This is a genomic window from Bacillus sp. REN10, from assembly GCF_016820555.1.
In the GTDB taxonomy this organism is placed as follows: Bacteria; Bacillota; Bacilli; order Bacillales; family Domibacillaceae; genus Bacillus_CE.
In genome coordinates, this window is sequence record NZ_JADHDW010000002.1 from 1 (window position 1) to 16406 (window position 16406).

The window sequence follows — 16406 nt, forward strand, 5'->3', positions numbered from 1 at the left end:
CGTCTACTGTATATTTAGACATAAAAACACCCCATAAATGTTAGTTTGGTGTCTAACATTTATGGGGCAGTTCAATTGAGGCGGTTTTTTTTGTTGATACTTACCTCGCTAGTTTTTATTCTTATCTAACAGTCACGGACATATATTTAAGAAGAGCTTTGCAGGAGGTGTTGATATGAAAAAGAAAAAGAATGAACCTCTTATGTATATTCAACAGCCATCTTTACAATATCCAGAAGTCAGCATGCAGGAATCTTTTCATATGAAAAATATGGAAAACAAAGAGGGGGTACAAAAAAAGAAAAGGGTAAAAGAGGAGCGCTTCATCGAAAAGTGGGATATTGATGAAGAGATTGATACGAAAGTGAAAGAGGAGGCGCAGTTCAAACAGCCGACAGAAGAGGCACATGAAGTGAATACAAAACCTTCTTGGCTAGGAATTAAGCCAGTAAAACCGTTTCAAGAAATGACCATGGATGAAAAGTTAAATCATTTATCTAGACAATTCATTCCTTTTCCATGTGAGTTTATTTGTAAAGAACAATCGCACCGAGGAATTTTAAAGGAATGGAATGATAGAGAAATTAAGGTGAAAAGCTTTAAAGAAGAGATCATGATCATTGACCGAGAAGACCTGCAACGTATTAGAATTATTGGTCCAAGATAAAAGCAGGCAGCGGTCATTGCCCGCTGCCTATTCGCATCAATCGCAAATATTTAAGTCAACGTCTTTAATGCATTGCACTGCACAGAAGCAATTTAAGTCAACTGTTACACAGCTACGTGTCGCACGGAAGTTTTCTACTTTACATACTTTTCTCAAGTCAATGCAGCAGTCATCTGTAATATCCACTGGATCTCTTTCATCATCCAGAGGTACCAATACACGGAGACGAGCGCAACAATTATCGAACACTTCTTCTACGCGGAAGAAGATGGATACACAAACATCGTGGCATGGATGCTGTGAGTCGTGAATTGGCCCAAAGAAAGCGAAGAATGGATTTCCCTCTCTTGTTGTTAATGTAAAGACACGAGTGTCAGCATTACGGCGAACAGGACCAGCTAAGTTGCCAAGTGGCTCCACGAAGCAATCTTTACAATCTAAACAATCTTCATTAACGCTTTCGTTTTGAAGATCATTAATAGCACGCACCACTTCGCAAACACAGCCTGTGTTAGCAGAGCCAACATTGTTATTATTGTTGTTATTATGACAACCCATATAAAAACTCCTTTCCTGGTTTTTCTTACATTATTAACATATGGGTAAAGCAGAAAAGAGGTACGGACAAATAACCTAGAAAATAATATTTTTTAAAGGTGAATGATGGAGATGACGACAATTGAATTATTTATTCTTATTTTTGCTTCCTTTCGTCTGACCCGATTGCTTGTATTCGATGAAATTACAGAAAAATTTCGGCAGCCATTTTTTTCAGAAGTGATTGAGTGGTCGGAGAATGGGGAAAAGGAAACATTTGTTATGCCGAAAGAAAGCGGAATTCTTGGGTTTTTTGGGCGGATGCTCAACTGTTACTGGTGTACAGGATTTTGGGTATCGTTATTTTGCGTGTTCCTTTACGTTTACTTCCCGATGATTGCTCAACCGTTTCTGTTAATTTTTGCGGTTTCTGGAGGCGCGGCATTGATCGAAACGGTGGTGCAATATTTAATCAATGATGAGGAATAATAAAAGACGCAAATGATCAACTCAATGGTCATTTGCGTCTTTTATTAAACTTTAAATTTTGAAATCATAGTATGTAATTCGTCTGATAAATGTGAAAGGGAAAAAGCGGCTTGAGTAATCTCTTGTACAGAGGCAAATTGTTCCTCCGTGGCGGCAACAATATCTTCTGTATTGTTAGCTGTCTCTTTTGAACGTTCCCCGATTTGTTCCATCGATTGCTGGACAAGTTCAAAACTAGAAGAAATTTGTTGGGTTGCTGCAGCTGCTTCTTGAATCTTCGCAGTTACTTCATCTATAGAGTGAAGGATAGTGTTAATCCCAGTTACTGTTTGTGTAGAAAGTTCGATACCAGATGAGACATTTTCTTTTACAAATCGAAGACTGTTGACGGTATCAGCTGATTCATTTTGAATTGTCGTCACCAGCTGATGAATGTGACTGGCAGATTGATTTGTTTCATCTGCTAATTTCCTTACTTCTTCTGCTACAACAGCAAATCCTTTCCCTTGTTCTCCAGCTCTTGCTGCCTCGATAGCAGCGTTAAGTGCTAGCAAGTTTGTTTGCGCCGAAATATCCGTAATTAATGAGGATATTTCACTGATTTCTTTCGCGCTTGTTACTAAAGAGTGAAGTCCTTGATCCGCTAACGTAACGGATTGATCAATCGATTGCATTTGTGCCAGTACTTCGTTTACTGAATTGGCTTCTGCATTTGCTTGTTCCTTCATAGTTGTAGAGAGTGTAGCCACATGATGAGTATTAGAAGCAACATAAGTCATACTTTGAAACGAATCTCTCAATGTAGCTAAGCTATTTTCCATTACGGCATGTTGTTCATTATTGCTACTAGAAATTAATTGCATCGAATGACTGACTTGTTCAGCGGTATCTTTCGAGTGTTCAGCACTGGCTGTTAACTGTTGGGAAGAAGCGGCTACTTGATCAGATGAATGCCCAATTTGTATAACAAAGTTCCTTAAAGAGTCGATAAATGAATTAAAAGAAAGGGCCAGCTGTCCAAATTCGTCCGCTCGATTGATTTCCATTTTTCTTGTTAAATCGGCTTCACCGCGAGCGATTTCATCCAGCTGATGATTCACCCGTTTTAAGGGTGTAAGAATCGATTGAATCAGTAAGCCGCCAATGATCGCACCAGCAATAGTTGCAAGGAGTGTGACTGCTAACAACATTTTTTTGCTCCAACTTGCTTTCTTTTCAATTGTTTCCTTTAGGTGATTCACATCTTGCTCTAACTGATTGACAATATCGTCTACAGCAGGGTCTAATACTTTTTTTCTTAGTTGGCGCTCTTCACCAAAGTGTAAAGCTTTAGCTGTCTCTGGCTTTGAAACATAGCTTTTTATTACTTGCTGATTCAGAGTCCAAAATTGCTGAAAGCTTGTTTTTAACAACTGTCTTTCTTGTGAATAATAATTTTGATTCAATTGGTTGATTGTTTGTTGAATATTTTCAGCTTTCTCTGTTGCTCCATCGGCAAACTCTTGCTCTCCCGTAATGATGTAGGCACGTTCATCATTCGATAAACCAGCTAACCGAAATTGAATATGCTTGACATTTTTTTGCATTTCCATTTTGTCTTTTAACACGCTGTTGTCATGGATGGTAGAGCTGATGATATAGATAGAAAAGGATCCGAGACAGACAAGGGTGATGATAAAAATGGAAATAATAGATATTAACTTTGTTTTAATCGTCATATTATTTTCCCTCTTTATATAGTGATAATGTTAAAAAATCCCCAATCGTTAGTATCGGAGTATTCAACAATTTTTTTATAGAAGGAGGAGAATTTTATAAATAAAAATGAAAGAATAGGCAAAATATAAAAGATAAACGGCGGGTGGAATGGAGGAATCAGCATGAAATGGGTCGTTTTTTTCGTGAGTGCGGTCATATTAATGGGCTGCAATACAAAAGAAGAGCAACAAGATAGCAAATTGGCTCTTATTAAAACAACAAATCCGACGCCTATTCAGTTAGAGAAAAAAGGACCTAAGGTAGAGGAGATAAAAAAAGAAGTCGAACGGATCGATGAGATATATGATGTAGCTGTCATTAAAGATGATCATCATATTTTGATCGCTTATAAAGTGAAACATTTACAGCGGTTTCGGATGAAGAAAATTGAAAAGAAGTTAAATGAGCGGCTAGAAAAAGAATATAAAGATGAAGAGTTTATCGTTTCGAGTGATTATAAAATTTTCCTTGAGGCCGTTAGACTGAGGGAAAAAATTGATGCAGGCACAATCAGTAAAAAAGAAGCGCAGAAACGATTTAATGAAATTATTGAGTTAAAGAAAGAGATGGCCTAGAGGGAGGACGCTATGGCAAACAATAATGAGAAAAAGACTCCTACTCAACAAAGGTATGAAAAACTAAGTCAAAAGCATGAACTGAAAAGACCGCTTCTTAAAAATTGTTTAAGGGCTTTCTTTGTGGGGGGAGTCATTTGTACGCTTGGTCAAGCCATTACTTATTTTTACATTTACTTTTTTAATTTTACTGAGCAGACCGCTGGCAATCCAACCGTTGCTACAGTTGTTTTCTTATCTATGTTACTTACAGGTTTTGGGGTTTACGACCACCTTGGACAATATGCGGGAGCAGGAAGTGCGGTACCGGTTTCTGGGTTTGGAAACGCAGTCATTTCAGCAGCGATTGAACATCGAACGGAAGGGTTTGTGCTTGGTGTCGGAGGGAATATTTTTAAGTTAGCAGGTTCAGTGATTGTGTTTGGGGTATTTGCGGCATTTGTAGTTGCTTCCATTAAAACAATTCTTATTCAATGGGGCGGACTTTAAGGAGAGGAGTATCTGTCAATGTTTGGAATGTTTTTTTGGGCATTTGTGATTGGGGGGCTCATTTGTGTCGTTGGTCAGTTATTAATGGATGTAGGAAAACTGACGCCAGCCCATACACTTAGCCTATTAGTTGTCATTGGAGCAATCCTTGCCGGTTTTGATCTATATGAACCGCTAGTTGATTTTGCTGGAGCAGGAGCTACAATTCCGATTACGAGCTTCGGAAATTCACTTGTAGCTGGAGCAATGCAAGAAGCTGAAAAACACGGGCTTGTTGGAGTATTGACTGGTATGTTTGAAGTCACCAGTTCAGGGATCTCTGCAGCCATTGTCTTTGGCTTTATGGGCGCTTTACTATTCAAGCCGAAGGGATAAGCAGGATTAAAATTAGCCCAAACAAAACGGAGCTTTTTTCATATAGTAACAGTGAGTTAAGAAAAAGTGAGGTGAACAGGATGGGTTACGGCTTCGGTTACGGCTGCGGCGGTTACGGTTACGGATATCGCGGAACATCTACATTTGTGTTAATCGTTGTGCTTTTCATTTTATTAATCATTGTTGGAGCGAGCTTCTATTAATAAAAAAAGAAAAAACAGACTTAATCGGCTTGTCGTTTAAGTCTGTTTTTTGTTTTCAACATTTTTCTTTTCATGCATAAGATGAAAAGGAGAAAAAGGAGGCGGAAAAATGGATAATGGATTATTTAAGAACATTGAGAAAAAGACGGGCGTGAATATGAGAGATGTCATTGAACTGGCTAATTCCCTGCAACATGCTAATTTTAAGGATGAAAAGACAGTAAGAGGTGTCATACAAAAAGTATCAAGATTAGCTAATAAGTCCGTTCCGAAAGAGTTAGAAAACCAGATTGTACAGACGATTATCAAAGACGGAAGCAAGCTAGACATCCAAACGATTACTGATATGATTAACAAAAAAAGAGGATAATCTCATTGTTCAAGCCCGATTCCTGTTTGCGAAATTTCGGGCTTGAATTTGTTTCATTTCGCAAGGAAACGGGTAAAGGTAAGTAAGAGATACAAATGATTAAAGGAGGCGAGAACCATGAGCTATATCTTACCAATTCCCAATTATCAATATCAACAATATCGTGAGCGAGTAGTCAAGGCGCATGAAGCGGGATATGCTGTTATCGATCCTGTTCAAAAAGTGGCCTTTCAAAAAGCATTAGATAGCGGTGTTCATTGGCCGGATGCTAAAGCTAGTCCAAATGCAGCCAAGAGAGAGTCATACGATCGGTTTGAAGCCCAATTAGCGAAAATTAGTGGCAAAGGCATGAAGCTAAACAAACTTGCTTAAACCAGAAAGGAGCTTTACTTTGATTATAGAAGAACATTTGTGAAAAGGCTTATTCTCATGGATTAGAGAATAAGCCTTTTTCATTTAAAACATTTTTTTCATCGTTTTGTGTGGAATGCCCGCATCCATGTATTCTTCGGATATCACTTCATATCCTAATTTTTCATAAAAAGGAATAGCGTGCATTTGGGCGCTTAAAATGACTCCTGGCAGACCTTGTTCTTTTGCAAAATCTTCAAGCGCATTCATAATGAGCTGTCCGACTCCTTTGCCTCGAACATTAGCTAAGACACAAATTCTTTCTGCCTTGCCCATTCCATCTTTCGTGCGAAAACGTCCAGCTCCGCATGGCTGCTCTTTACTATATAACACAAAATGGGTGGAGGAGTCTTCGAATTCATCAATTTCTAATTCGAGAGGAACATTTTGTTCTTCTACGAATACTAGTTTGCGAATCTCAAGAGCATCATTCCGCTCTTTTGGAGTGTTAGCTATGATTACTTTCACGAGTTGTCTTATTCCTTCCCTAATAAAAATGTTTCATGGACTGTCCAAGTACCATTTTCTAATTGATAAAGCAAGTGGAAGCGATCTACTTTTTCTTCTAGATCAAATGAAAGCATATTTAATGAATTGTAAACATCCGCATGTTCAGCATTTGAAAGCTTTTGAGCAACCGTGATATGAGGAACGTAAGCATATTCCGCTGGCCCGCCTACTACATCTTCGCCGTGGAGCTCTTCATTCATCATTGTTAATGTTTCATTAGGTTCGACTTTAATATAAATGACGTTATTTAGTGGTTGAAAGGATTTTACTTTACTAAGATGATACGTGAATGGCTGATATTTTTTTGCTATACCTTTTAACTGGTCGACTAGCTTTGGTAGGTCGCTTTCTTCCGCATCGAATGGACCTTTTAAAGTCAGATGTGGTGGAATCAGGGAGTAATGAGGATCATACCGTTTACGATAAGAATTAACTAAATCTTGTGTCTTTTTTGATGGGAAAACAACTACGCCAAATTTCATATAATTTCACTCTCCTCAAAAGTAAAAAAATTGAATTGCATTATTTGAATATTATATCAAATTTTTCAGGTTTGCGATAGAAAAGTGAATTTTCTATCGCAAATAGTTATGATTACTCAAACATTTTTAAGAGCGCTCTCTTTAAATCAGGCTGCCAATATTTCCACGTATGTTCGCCATCAAACTCGTCATAAAATGAGTCAAATCCTTTTTCATCTAGCAGGGCATGAAGCTTGCGGTTGGGTGTAAGGAAATCAGCAATTTCACCATTCGTTGTTTTCACTTCTGTTTCTCCAGTACCGATGACATGATAAAGACTTAAATGTTTATAATCTTCTGCTGCTTCAACGGCATGAAGCACTTTGTCATCAACATAAGGGGAATGCATGATCACTTTACCAAATGTATGGGGGTAACGTAATGCAGTCATTAAGGAAACGGTTGCTGCTAGTGAATCACCAGCCAATGCTCGTCCATACCCCACATGGTAAACTGGATATTTCTCATCTAAAAACGGAACGAGTTCATGAGCTAAAAAGCGGATGTAGGCTTCTTGCTGTTCGCCATCGGGATGATATTTTCTCCGGCGGTCATGTACATCGGCATAAGGCACGCCGACGATAATCAAATTTTCAATCTCTTCTTCTGCCAGCAATTCATCAGCTATGCGTGGAATGCGACCCATTTGGAAATAATCTTTTCCATCTTGAGCAATTAATAAGGCATACTTATATAACGGTGAGAAATTTGCCGGAAGATAGACGAGCAGTTCTATCTCTTCTCCCAGCTCTTTGGAATAAATTTTTTCATCTTGAATTGTGCCGCGTTTGATCGTCATCATTCGTCCTCCCAATACTTCAACATGTTCACCCAATTTTAGCATAAAACGAATCAAAGTGAATTTCACATGACTTGTTCACTCGTTTTAATTATAATGGTCATGGGAGGAGAGAACTAGAGATGAAAAAGAGAGTACATTCCCAGGAAGTAACCGAAGCTGCCAAGCAGCGTTTGCTTGAACGCGGCGTCACAGTTGACGATATTGCTGAAATTGTATTGAAAATGCAGCAGCCGTTCAACAAAGATCTTACATTGCTTGAATGTATCGAAAGTGTGGAAAAGGTATTAATGAAGCGAGAAATGCAGCATGCCATCCTTGTTGGCGTGGAACTGGATGTATTAGCTGAACAAAGAAAGCTATCTGAGCCACTGCAAACGATTATTGAAACAGATGAAGGGTTGTTTGGAGTTGACGAAACGATTGCTCTTGGTGCATCGCTCGGCTATGGCAGTATTGCGGTCACTACTTATGGTTTCTTAGATAAAAACAAAGAAGGAATTATTCGCAAGCTTGATACCAAAACAGGCAGCAGCGTTCACACCTTTTTAGATGATATCGTGGGAGCCATTGCGGCAAATGCCGCTTCTCGAATCGCCCATCGCATTCGCGACTATGAAGATAGCCTATCTGAAGAGGTGATGGTCGAGAAAGAGGAAGAAGAATTAATCGGATAATACATAATAGGGACCTTTTATAAGGGGTCCCTTTTTCATTAACATGACTAAAAATCAATCATTATGGTAGAATTTGAGAATGTAACATAATTGTAAGTAGGGACAGAAGAAATGAAGGAGCTAAAAGATGCGAACGATTATTGAATCGATTCAAGCAGATGTTATCCGGAATGGGCAACCCATTTTATCTCATATAGACGTAAAGATTTCTGAAGGAATGTCCATTGTGATCACCGGAGCGAATGGGTCAGGGAAAAGCTCGTTGATTAAGTTATTAGCAGGTATGTATGAACCGCAAAACGGAAAGGTCAATAAAGAATTTCAATCCTATGCTTATATACCCGAACATTTTCCTGAGCATTTGCCATTTACCGTTGATAAGTATTTGAAGCTTATGATGGAGATGGGAGGAAACACTCATCAAGAAAGGCTTGATCTATATATTGAACGACTTGGTTTACGACCTTTTTTACATACACCGCTGAAAAAATGTTCGAAAGGAACGAAGCAAAAGGCAGGAATTATTCAGGCGCTCATGAAGCGATCTGATGTGCTTTTCCTTGACGAGCCATTGACTGGCCTCGATAAAGTAGCTTGTGAAACAGTCATCGACCTATTTCTGGAATTAAAAGGGGAGAAAACGATGGTCTTTGTGTTACATGAGGAATCGCCCGCTCGCAAGCTAGCGACGCATCTAGCGAAATTGGAAAATGGCCGCCTCGTGAATTTTTCAGCCGTAGAGCCAACAAAGCGCCATGTACATATTACCTTTACAGCAAAACAGCCTTTGTCAAAACAGCTGCAACAAAAGGTAAAGCAAGTGACGGAACAAAAAATGAGTCTAACAGTCGCAGAAGCAGAATCTGACCTTGTGTTAGCAGAGCTACTGAAGCAAGGTGCGCATATCGTTGAAGTGAAAGTGGGGAGAAACGTGTGAAATCATTCATCAAATACCAGCTCCTTTCCTTCTTTTATTCGCTTCAATGGATCGCACCAGTCGTTTTATATACTTGCTGGATTTTTACTCAGTATTATTATCAAGGTTTACCCATTAGCGAAAGTTTTTCTATATCGGCTCTCTTTTTATTTCCTACCATGGTATGGATTTCAATGAAGCTGTTTTCTTTAGAACAAGGAAGCGAAAAGTGGATGTTGCTGTCGTATGCACGGAATAAACAAGTGTTTCTTTATGGAAAAATGATCGTTATTGTGCTTAGTGGCTTATGTTTAATGGCCGTATCGCTTAGTGTTCCGCTCCTTCTTCGTACATTTACAGAACCGTTAACGATAGAGCATATTGGCTCCTTCTTGTCTAGCCATCTTCTATTTCTTTTCTTTGGCCTATGGGTTGGCGGCTTATTTAGTATGACGAACTTGGCGGGGAAAAAATATTCTTGGGTTGCTGCTGCTTTCTTGACATGTACATCGATCGTGGGTGAATCTGTAATGGAGACATTGCCACCCTCTCTAGCCTGGCTGATTTATTTGTTGCCGCCCGTATCATGTGTTGGAGCAGGTGTGACAGGGAATATGTGGGCTTTCGTTTATGTGGGTCTTTCTTTATTTTTACTCGTTGTGCTGTTTTTAAGAAGAGAGCGTACAGGCGTATAAGAAACATCTTGTATTCGTAGTTCCATAGAATGATTGCTATCATTCTTAAAAAATAGATGGTGGACAGGAGGAAACTTATGACAACTTGGAATGCCTTAACGAGGCTGCCTGAAATTATCACTGTCTTAATGAAGCATGGTTTTACCGGTTATTTAAAAGATCTTGGATTAAGTGAAAAAATCCCATTTCATAAGCGAGGAGAAGCAGAAGAGAGGAAAGAGCATGCGAAAGGTGAAGAACTGCGAGTGGCATTTGAAGAGTTAGGTCCGACGTTTATGAAGCTTGGTCAATTTATGAGCACTCGGACCGATATTCTAGCGCCGGAATGGACAGTACCATTGTCCAAACTGCAAAGTGATGCACCTCCAATCCCTTTTGAAGAGATTAAGCAAATTATTGAATTCGAATCGGGAGGCACGTTAGCCGACACCTTTGTCGAATTTGAGGAAACGCCGATTGGCACAGCTTCTCTTGGTCAAGTGCATCGCGCTATCTTGCATTCCGGAGAAAAAGTAGCCATTAAAGTTCGTAGGCCACATATCGAAACGGTTGTGAATCAAGACATTCAAGTGTTGCGCCATTTAGCAGCGATTGCTGAAAAAAATTCCGCCTTAGCTCGCCAATTTAGCATGAAAGAAACGATTGATGAATTTGCTGCTTCTTTAGTAAAAGAAATGAACTATCGCTTAGAAGCGGCGGAAGCCTTGAGTGTGAAGAAACAAATTGATAATCGCTGGATTCACGTGCCGGCGATCTTTCCAGACTATACAACGGAACGCGTCCTCGTGATGGAGCTTGTTGAGGGTCAAAAACTAACACCCGAAACTATCGCGCAAATCAATCAGCAAAGAAGGAAAGAATTAGCGGAAGCCCTTGCGGAATCAGTATTAGAGCAAGTATATGTAAAAGGGGTGTTCCATGCCGATCCTCATCCAGGGAATTTAGTTTTATTAAAGGATGACACGTTGGCACTCATTGATTTTGGGAATACAGGCCGGTTGCCTGAAGAGATGAAGCAACTGTTAGCAGAGTGTCTGTTTTCATTAAACGACCGTGACTCTGTTTCATTAACGATGGCGATTCAATCATTAGGAGCGAATCGCGAGGTGGATACGAAAGCGATGCGCCGCGACCTCGATGCTTGGATGAATACGTACTTAGACCGGGCTTTGCAAGAAGTGAAAATGGGTACGATGTTTCAAGAGCTATTCGCACTAGCTGCGAAACATGGTATTCGTGTCCCTCGCGAATTTATTCAAGTTGGCCAAGCGTTTTTAAAAGTGGAACAAACAGTTTCTGCATTGGACCCGGATATTCGCTTCAATGTTATTTTAAAAGATACCGGCGAACGGCTCATGTGGGAACAGCTACATCCGAAGCGATTGTTGCGCGAAACACGCAAGCTTACTCGGCAAGTCCAAATCTCCGCCCGCAAACTTCCAACCGTCATTAACGAGACGATTAGAAAATGGGAAAACGGCGAGCCGCACTTGCAAATGAACATCAAACCGGACGAAGGTATGATGAACCGCATTGAGCGCATTGCCCACATGCTTGTTCTCAGCATTATGATGCTCGCCTTCAGCATTATCATCGCTGGCATTATTATCGGTATAAAAATTAGCGGCGACCATTCGCAATTAACCGACAATTATACCTTTCAAATCGTCTTAGCCACGGCCTTTATGATTACAATGTTATTTTTAATTACGATTTATATGATGTGGCGAAAGAAGAAATGAAAAAATGAGAGCCTTTTCTGTGTGTGAGGAAAAGGCTCTTTTTGATTAGGAGAGGGAAGCGATTTTAGTTTTTAAGCCTTTCTTATCACCTTTGTTTGATTGGATAAAGAGCTGGATTGAAAGAAAAGAAAGGCAAACCCCAATGTAATCAGATCCGCCAAAGGGACTGCGAAAAAAATAGAGAACACTGGACTTATGTGAAATATATTGACCTTGCTACATACAATAGGTAACAAAAGGATTAAAGGAATAAAGGAGATCAGTTGCCTAATCACTCCTAATAAGACTGCCTGTGTCTCTTTTCCGGTTACTTGCAATACAGTCATGAGAGTATATGTGATTCCTAATAACGGAAAGGTGATGAAGATGACTCGAATGACAGGTACTACAGAAATAAGTAATTCTTTATTGGCTGTAAATAAATATAAAGTTTTATCGCCAAAGCTAAAAATAAAGATAGCGACTGAAACTCCGTAAACGATACAGTAAACAATGGTTTTATTGATGACTATTTGCTTCTTTGTCTCTTCTCGCTTACCATCAAAATAAGCAATAATGGTTTGAATGCCTTGTGTCATCCCAATGATCGGCATTAAGGCGAGCATGTATAACTTATTAGCAATATTCCACACAGCGATGGCTGAATTTCCTCCTAAAGAAAGCAGCTGATTGTTGATAAAAAAGCTAGTCATTCCTGCTAATGATTGGATGATCGTTTGAGCAATCCTCAACTTGAACATATGAAAGACCATTGTGAAATGTTCTTTTAAGGGGAGTTTATTCCATTTGAACCATAGCTTATATCGACGTAAATACATGATTGATATTATCGCGCACGCCATTTCGCTGATTAATGTTCCTGCCGCGATGCCTATAATTCCTAAGTGAAAAACAAAAGTAAATAAACTATTAAAGACAACATTCATCAATACAGATAGAGAGATAATGACCATTTCCACAACAGGATGACCAAAGGCTCTTATACAGCTTGTCAAGGTGTACCCTATCGAACTAAACACGTTGCTGATCAAAATGATGTTTAAATAATCGGAAGCAACTTCATTCACTTTTCCGGTAATACCTAGTGAAAAGAAAATTGAATTCATAAATAAAAAGCTAATCAATGATGAGAGGCTGCTGATTAAGAGTGTCATATAGAAGCCACTCATAAAGTGATTGTTTACTTTTAATTGATTATTTTGTCCTAAATATTTTGTGATCATTAGCGCCGTTGAAAAGGCGAAAAGAGTTTGCAAAGATGTAAAGATAGCCAGTAAAGGGTTCAACAATCCTAAAGCAGAAAGGGCATATAAACTATTGTCCTTAATATGTCCTGCAAAAGCCGTATCGACAACAGTTGTCAATGTTTCAATGATTAATGAGAGTGTGGCTGGTAATGAAAAAGTCAGTATTAATCGATTAATAGAATATTTCTCGAATATAGTATTGTGCATATAATCACCTCTAAAAAAAGATAGCATCCAAACAAGACATAACATGTCTTATTTGGATGCTATCTTTTTATTTTCTTTATAGGGGATAAAATCTCTTTCAAATGTCATCTCGGTGATCTGAGGATCACTCAAATCGGAAATTTTGAGTAATACATATTCCTTTGCAAAGGCATATAAATACATGCCATCGGGACGCAATACATAACTAATAGGCGCAACCATGAGCCGTTTTCCTCGAAACATGACATTCAGAAAATACTCTTCATCTAAACAATCATTGATTTTTAAATAAATATCATCGCTCATATCAACCGCATCATCGAAAACATCGACAATAAAATATTCTTGAGCATCATGCGCTAGTAAATGAACTAACTCTGGAGCAAGTAGCGCTAACTTTTTCACGATACTTTCTTTCTGTTTTTTTGCTGAAATACTATCGAACATGGATAAAGCGAAAATAATACTTTGCATGTCTTGATCGTTTAAAAACGTTCTAGATAATTTATAACTCTCTGATATATAAACTCCACCCAGATTCCCCTGCTTACAGGTAATCGGTACGCCTATGGCACATAAATCATCAATATCTCTTTGAATCGTCTTGATGCTTACGCCAAATTCATTAGCAAGCTCTCGATGTGTCGTTTTCTTCGCTTTAAGCAAATAAAATAAAATTTCAAGCTGACGATTTTTCATCATTCATATCAACAACCCTTCATTAAGAGGATTGTATCAGTTAGAGGAGTGTTTGGTACAGATAATTGATGTTAGGGGTGACTTGAAGACTTAAAAAAAACTGAGACAAGTGCAACAAATAATAAAAAAGCCACAAACCCTTATGTACCAAGGTTTGTGGCTTCCCAATAAGTATGATTCCGACTGGGTTCGAACCAGCGACCTCTACCCTGTCAAGGTAGCGCTCTCCCAGCTGAGCTACGGAATCGTTTAACTGACAAGTCCTATTTTATGAAAAATAAGAAGGAAAGTCAATGGTTTTTTGGAAAAATCTTTTCGAATCGAGAACGAATGAGCAGCGGGTTGGATCATCGAAGTGACTTTTCTTGCCACTTTAAGACAAAATAACTAAGATGAAGGTATTGCATACACAAAATGACGGAGGAAATTCAAATGGCGAAAACGATTATTGTACCCGTAGATGGTTCCGACGCAGCACTAAGAGTGATTCCTTATGCAGTTGAATTAGCTAAAGTATATGGAGATAATCTTCTGTTGCTCAACATCCAATCGACATTAAAGGAACTAGGCATGTCAGCGATCACGAAGGCAAGAAGCATGATCAGCGAGAGCGAACGACCTATTTCCACAAAAATTAGAGTGGGAATCCCAACTATGGAAATTGTGACAGAAGCAAAAGATCCGAATGTGCGATGTGTCGTTATGGCGATCGGCAAAGGGCGCCAAGAAGAGATTGGAAGCGTTAGTAAGCAAGTATTAGAACTTGCGACATGTCCAGTGATGCTAGTGCCTGAACATATTCCAAATAGAGATTAAGAGATAAATAAATTATTTTCATGACCCGCTACTGATTGATAGGTAGCGGGTTTTTGTAAAGACTTGCTATTATGTCATTTTTGTTTGAAATTTGGCTTGATTTTTATAGGGGTGTTTGCACTAGCTGACGTAGCTAATAAGTCCATTAGATATTTAGTGTTTGATTGTTGGGCACTACGCTTTGCCTTTTCTGATGAAATTTCAGTTTTAGATTCTTTTATTTCTGAAATTAATATTTTTGAGCCATCTTGCTTAATGATGTATTGGCTAATATAGCCGTTTTCTCTTCGGGTTTCAAATTTCCCCTTTTTGCCTTTCCCATCTTTATCCTCTGCTAGTTGAAGATCTTCGAATGTATAGGGTTTGTTTTCGTTTCTCATGGTTTTGTATGATATAGGATTTGTGTTTTTTATTTTCATTTTGTTTTCACCTCCTAATTATTTGTATCGGTAATATTTGGTGGATTTTGAGGCGTGTGTTGATTTATGATAAGAAACTAGGTGGTTAATGAATTTGCATTTCATAATAAAATGAAGAGTGATTTGGGAGTGAAGGGGTTTGAATAATTCTTGGAATAAATTCATATATAAAATCGGTTCTCCAGTTTATGATAAATTTTTTAATTCGGGTAGGTTTTTAAAGGCCCGAAAACAGATATTTCAAACAATACCATTCAATAATAAACAAAAAATCTTGTTTGTTGGTGTAGGAACGGGGGCTGATTTAGAGTTAATCAATTACTCTACCCTTGATATAACGGCCATTGATTATTCACCGGATATGCTTGAAAAGGCAAGAGCGAAGTTTAAAAATTCCAAGATTAGATTTTTAGAAATGGATGCTCAACATATGGAATTTGATAACGAGTCGTTCGACTATGTAGTAGCAAGCCTTATCCTTTCAGTCGTTCCTGATGAAAATAAATGCTTTCAAGAGATGACGAGAGTTTTAAAACCAGAAGGCAAGATCATTATTTTTGATAAATTTGTCCCCAAAAATGAAAAACTTTCGTTACTTAAAAAGCTTTTAAGACCCATTGTTAGCGTACTGGGAACCGATATTGGTCGGAGTTTTGAAGAGATATCTCTAAAAAACAATCAAAACATAAAAGTAGAAGAAGATATACCAGTCATGCTGAATGGGATGTATAGGAAAATAATAATTAGAAAAGTGAATTAATAGTTGTGTTTAGTACTTTGAAAGTGTTTCAGCATAAGCAATCATGATTGGGAGAGAGCTACCTTGACAGGGTAGAAGTCGTTAGTTCGTTCGAATCCAGTAGAGTTTTCTTTTTATTGTTTACGTCAATGGTGATTATTTATCGAGGGAAGCCTAAGATTATTGACAATATGGTTATTGATACAGGTGCAGCTATAACATTAATTTCTCAAAATGTTGTAGAGGATATGGATCTTCGAGTAGAGATGGGAGATCATGTTGTTACCTATTATGGAATTGGTGGAAAAGAGCACGCTTTTACCAAACAAGTTGACTCTATTTCTTTAGGGACGTTTCAAAAAAGAGAGTATGCGATTGATTTCAGTGGAATGTATTATGAAGGTATTAATGGCTTATTAGGGCTAGATATTTTATTAGATGCTGGGTTTACGTTAGATTTAGACAAATTAGAAATGTGTTAAATTGGACAAAAAATAGAGGCGTATCGCTTTAGTATTCCATTCGGATGCTTTTTTGTTTGCTGT

23 protein-coding genes and 1 tRNA gene are annotated in these 16406 nt (G+C 38.4%); 15 read left to right on the top strand and 9 right to left on the bottom strand.

Annotated features, from left to right (window positions below; genetic code table 11):
* Positions 1-175 precede the first annotated feature (175 nt).
* Positions 176-667 carry a CotO family spore coat protein gene (locus IRB43_RS03195; protein WP_203362008.1) on the top strand — a complete coding sequence of 164 codons (492 nt, stop codon included), beginning with the start codon at positions 176-178 and terminating at the stop codon, positions 665-667.
* Positions 668-703: 36 nt separating this feature from the next.
* Here IRB43_RS03195 and IRB43_RS03200 read toward each other — a convergent pair whose 3' ends face one another.
* Positions 704-1225 (bottom strand): CotY/CotZ family spore coat protein, encoded by a 522-nt coding sequence (locus IRB43_RS03200; protein ID WP_203362009.1) that lies wholly within the window; start codon positions 1223-1225, stop codon positions 704-706.
* 111 nt (positions 1226-1336) lie between these two features.
* On the opposite strand from IRB43_RS03200, the gene IRB43_RS03205 reads away from it, so the two are divergent.
* On the top strand, positions 1337-1693 hold the full coding sequence (locus IRB43_RS03205; protein ID WP_238941791.1) for a DUF1360 domain-containing protein: 357 nt from the start codon (positions 1337-1339) through the stop codon (positions 1691-1693).
* A gap of 44 nt (positions 1694-1737) precedes the next feature.
* On the opposite strand, the gene IRB43_RS03210 is transcribed toward IRB43_RS03205, so the two are convergent.
* Positions 1738-3411, bottom strand: coding sequence for a methyl-accepting chemotaxis protein (locus IRB43_RS03210; RefSeq protein ID WP_203362010.1), 1674 nt, complete (start codon positions 3409-3411; stop codon positions 1738-1740).
* A 162-nt stretch (positions 3412-3573) separates the two neighbouring features.
* Between IRB43_RS03210 and IRB43_RS03215 the strand changes: the two genes are divergently transcribed.
* From IRB43_RS03215 to IRB43_RS03240, 6 genes are all read left to right on the top strand, one after another.
* Positions 3574-4026, top strand: a complete 453-nt coding sequence (locus IRB43_RS03215) for a YhcN/YlaJ family sporulation lipoprotein (protein WP_203362011.1) — start codon at positions 3574-3576, stop codon at positions 4024-4026.
* A 12-nt stretch (positions 4027-4038) separates the two neighbouring features.
* Positions 4039-4515, top strand: a complete 477-nt coding sequence (gene spoVAC / locus IRB43_RS03220; RefSeq protein WP_203362012.1) for a stage V sporulation protein AC — start codon at positions 4039-4041, stop codon at positions 4513-4515.
* Between the two features lie 18 nt (positions 4516-4533).
* Complete coding sequence (gene spoVAE / locus IRB43_RS03225) at positions 4534-4890, top strand: stage V sporulation protein AE (protein ID WP_203362013.1); 357 nt, start codon at positions 4534-4536, stop codon at positions 4888-4890.
* A gap of 80 nt (positions 4891-4970) precedes the next feature.
* Positions 4971-5093, top strand: a complete 123-nt coding sequence (locus IRB43_RS03230) for a YjcZ family sporulation protein (protein ID WP_203362014.1) — start codon at positions 4971-4973, stop codon at positions 5091-5093.
* Positions 5094-5202: 109 nt separating this feature from the next.
* The gene (spoVIF, locus tag IRB43_RS03235) at positions 5203-5463 is read left to right on the top strand and encodes a sporulation-specific transcription regulator SpoVIF (RefSeq protein WP_203362015.1); all 261 of its coding nucleotides are present in this window, start codon (positions 5203-5205) and stop codon (positions 5461-5463) included.
* 117 nt (positions 5464-5580) lie between these two features.
* Positions 5581-5835, top strand: a complete 255-nt coding sequence (locus tag IRB43_RS03240) for a hypothetical protein (protein ID WP_203362016.1) — start codon at positions 5581-5583, stop codon at positions 5833-5835.
* 84 nt (positions 5836-5919) lie between these two features.
* On the opposite strand, the gene IRB43_RS03245 is transcribed toward IRB43_RS03240, so the two are convergent.
* The 3 genes from IRB43_RS03245 to IRB43_RS03255 form a co-directional block, all read right to left on the bottom strand.
* Entirely contained in the window at positions 5920-6342 is a 423-nt protein-coding gene (locus IRB43_RS03245; protein WP_203362017.1) for a GNAT family N-acetyltransferase, read from the bottom strand.
* 8 nt (positions 6343-6350) lie between these two features.
* On the bottom strand, positions 6351-6866 hold the full coding sequence (locus IRB43_RS03250) for a YjcG family protein (protein WP_203362018.1): 516 nt from the start codon (positions 6864-6866) through the stop codon (positions 6351-6353).
* A gap of 112 nt (positions 6867-6978) precedes the next feature.
* The gene (locus tag IRB43_RS03255; protein ID WP_203362434.1) at positions 6979-7704 is read right to left on the bottom strand and encodes an alpha/beta hydrolase; all 726 of its coding nucleotides are present in this window, start codon (positions 7702-7704) and stop codon (positions 6979-6981) included.
* Positions 7705-7826: 122 nt separating this feature from the next.
* On the opposite strand from IRB43_RS03255, the gene IRB43_RS03260 reads away from it, so the two are divergent.
* From IRB43_RS03260 to IRB43_RS03275, 4 genes are all read left to right on the top strand, one after another.
* Complete coding sequence (locus tag IRB43_RS03260) at positions 7827-8381, top strand: phosphatidylglycerophosphatase A family protein (protein ID WP_203362019.1); 555 nt, start codon at positions 7827-7829, stop codon at positions 8379-8381.
* A 127-nt stretch (positions 8382-8508) separates the two neighbouring features.
* Positions 8509-9318: an ATP-binding cassette domain-containing protein gene (locus IRB43_RS03265; protein ID WP_203362020.1), complete on the top strand. Its 810-nt coding sequence runs from the start codon at positions 8509-8511 to the stop codon at positions 9316-9318.
* Positions 9315-9992 carry a hypothetical protein gene (locus tag IRB43_RS03270; RefSeq protein WP_203362021.1) on the top strand — a complete coding sequence of 226 codons (678 nt, stop codon included), beginning with the start codon at positions 9315-9317 and terminating at the stop codon, positions 9990-9992. The genes IRB43_RS03265 and IRB43_RS03270 overlap by 4 nt, the downstream gene beginning before the upstream one ends.
* 77 nt (positions 9993-10069) lie before the next feature.
* Positions 10070-11734: an ABC1 kinase family protein gene (locus IRB43_RS03275; RefSeq protein ID WP_203362022.1), complete on the top strand. Its 1665-nt coding sequence runs from the start codon at positions 10070-10072 to the stop codon at positions 11732-11734.
* Between the two features lie 71 nt (positions 11735-11805).
* Here the strand turns inward: IRB43_RS03275 and IRB43_RS03280 are convergent, their stop codons facing one another.
* From IRB43_RS03280 to IRB43_RS03290, 3 genes are all read right to left on the bottom strand, one after another.
* Positions 11806-13188, bottom strand: coding sequence for an MATE family efflux transporter (locus IRB43_RS03280; RefSeq protein WP_203362023.1), 1383 nt, complete (start codon positions 13186-13188; stop codon positions 11806-11808).
* Between the two features lie 48 nt (positions 13189-13236).
* Positions 13237-13890, bottom strand: coding sequence for a helix-turn-helix transcriptional regulator (locus IRB43_RS03285; protein WP_203362024.1), 654 nt, complete (start codon positions 13888-13890; stop codon positions 13237-13239).
* A 171-nt stretch (positions 13891-14061) separates the two neighbouring features.
* Positions 14062-14134: transfer RNA gene (locus IRB43_RS03290), tRNA-Val, on the bottom strand.
* Positions 14135-14319: 185 nt separating this feature from the next.
* Here IRB43_RS03290 and IRB43_RS03295 point away from each other — a divergent pair.
* Complete coding sequence (locus IRB43_RS03295) at positions 14320-14703, top strand: universal stress protein (protein ID WP_203362025.1); 384 nt, start codon at positions 14320-14322, stop codon at positions 14701-14703.
* Positions 14704-14777: 74 nt separating this feature from the next.
* On the opposite strand, the gene IRB43_RS03300 is transcribed toward IRB43_RS03295, so the two are convergent.
* Positions 14778-15122 (bottom strand): hypothetical protein, encoded by a 345-nt coding sequence (locus IRB43_RS03300; RefSeq protein WP_203362026.1) that lies wholly within the window; start codon positions 15120-15122, stop codon positions 14778-14780.
* 139 nt (positions 15123-15261) lie between these two features.
* Here IRB43_RS03300 and IRB43_RS03305 point away from each other — a divergent pair, with 139 nt between their 5' ends.
* A complete protein-coding gene (locus IRB43_RS03305; RefSeq protein WP_203362027.1) occupies positions 15262-15882 on the top strand; it encodes a class I SAM-dependent methyltransferase in 621 nt (206 codons plus the stop codon).
* A gap of 128 nt (positions 15883-16010) precedes the next feature.
* A complete protein-coding gene (locus IRB43_RS03310) occupies positions 16011-16343 on the top strand; it encodes a retropepsin-like aspartic protease (RefSeq protein WP_203362435.1) in 333 nt (110 codons plus the stop codon).
* The last annotated feature ends 63 nt before the right edge of the window (positions 16344-16406 follow it).

Excerpts from the sequence above, each read along its gene's own strand:
- IRB43_RS03200 (WP_203362009.1), bottom strand. The coding sequence starts at position 1,225 with ATGGGTTGTCATAATAACAACAATAATAACAATGTTGGCTCTGCTAAC.
- IRB43_RS03195 (WP_203362008.1), top strand. The coding sequence starts at position 176 with ATGAAAAAGAAAAAGAATGAACCTCTTATGTATATTCAACAGCCATCT.
- IRB43_RS03215 (WP_203362011.1), top strand. The coding sequence starts at position 3,574 with ATGAAATGGGTCGTTTTTTTCGTGAGTGCGGTCATATTAATGGGCTGC.
- spoVAC (WP_203362012.1), top strand. The coding sequence starts at position 4,039 with ATGGCAAACAATAATGAGAAAAAGACTCCTACTCAACAAAGGTATGAA.
- IRB43_RS03230 (WP_203362014.1), top strand. The coding sequence starts at position 4,971 with ATGGGTTACGGCTTCGGTTACGGCTGCGGCGGTTACGGTTACGGATAT.
- IRB43_RS03275 (WP_203362022.1), top strand. The coding sequence starts at position 10,070 with ATGACAACTTGGAATGCCTTAACGAGGCTGCCTGAAATTATCACTGTC.
- IRB43_RS03240 (WP_203362016.1), top strand. The coding sequence starts at position 5,581 with ATGAGCTATATCTTACCAATTCCCAATTATCAATATCAACAATATCGT.
- IRB43_RS03280 (WP_203362023.1), bottom strand. The coding sequence starts at position 13,188 with ATGCACAATACTATATTCGAGAAATATTCTATTAATCGATTAATACTG.
- IRB43_RS03255 (WP_203362434.1), bottom strand. The coding sequence starts at position 7,704 with ATGACGATCAAACGCGGCACAATTCAAGATGAAAAAATTTATTCCAAA.
- spoVIF (WP_203362015.1), top strand. The coding sequence starts at position 5,203 with ATGGATAATGGATTATTTAAGAACATTGAGAAAAAGACGGGCGTGAAT.
- IRB43_RS03295 (WP_203362025.1), top strand. The coding sequence starts at position 14,320 with ATGGCGAAAACGATTATTGTACCCGTAGATGGTTCCGACGCAGCACTA.
- IRB43_RS03210 (WP_203362010.1), bottom strand. The coding sequence starts at position 3,411 with ATGACGATTAAAACAAAGTTAATATCTATTATTTCCATTTTTATCATC.
- IRB43_RS03310 (WP_203362435.1), top strand. The coding sequence starts at position 16,011 with ATGGTGATTATTTATCGAGGGAAGCCTAAGATTATTGACAATATGGTT.
- IRB43_RS03285 (WP_203362024.1), bottom strand. The coding sequence starts at position 13,890 with ATGATGAAAAATCGTCAGCTTGAAATTTTATTTTATTTGCTTAAAGCG.
- IRB43_RS03260 (WP_203362019.1), top strand. The coding sequence starts at position 7,827 with ATGAAAAAGAGAGTACATTCCCAGGAAGTAACCGAAGCTGCCAAGCAG.
- IRB43_RS03265 (WP_203362020.1), top strand. The coding sequence starts at position 8,509 with ATGCGAACGATTATTGAATCGATTCAAGCAGATGTTATCCGGAATGGG.
- IRB43_RS03300 (WP_203362026.1), bottom strand. The coding sequence starts at position 15,122 with ATGAAAATAAAAAACACAAATCCTATATCATACAAAACCATGAGAAAC.
- spoVAE (WP_203362013.1), top strand. The coding sequence starts at position 4,534 with ATGTTTGGAATGTTTTTTTGGGCATTTGTGATTGGGGGGCTCATTTGT.
- IRB43_RS03250 (WP_203362018.1), bottom strand. The coding sequence starts at position 6,866 with ATGAAATTTGGCGTAGTTGTTTTCCCATCAAAAAAGACACAAGATTTA.
- IRB43_RS03205 (WP_238941791.1), top strand. The coding sequence starts at position 1,337 with ATGACGACAATTGAATTATTTATTCTTATTTTTGCTTCCTTTCGTCTG.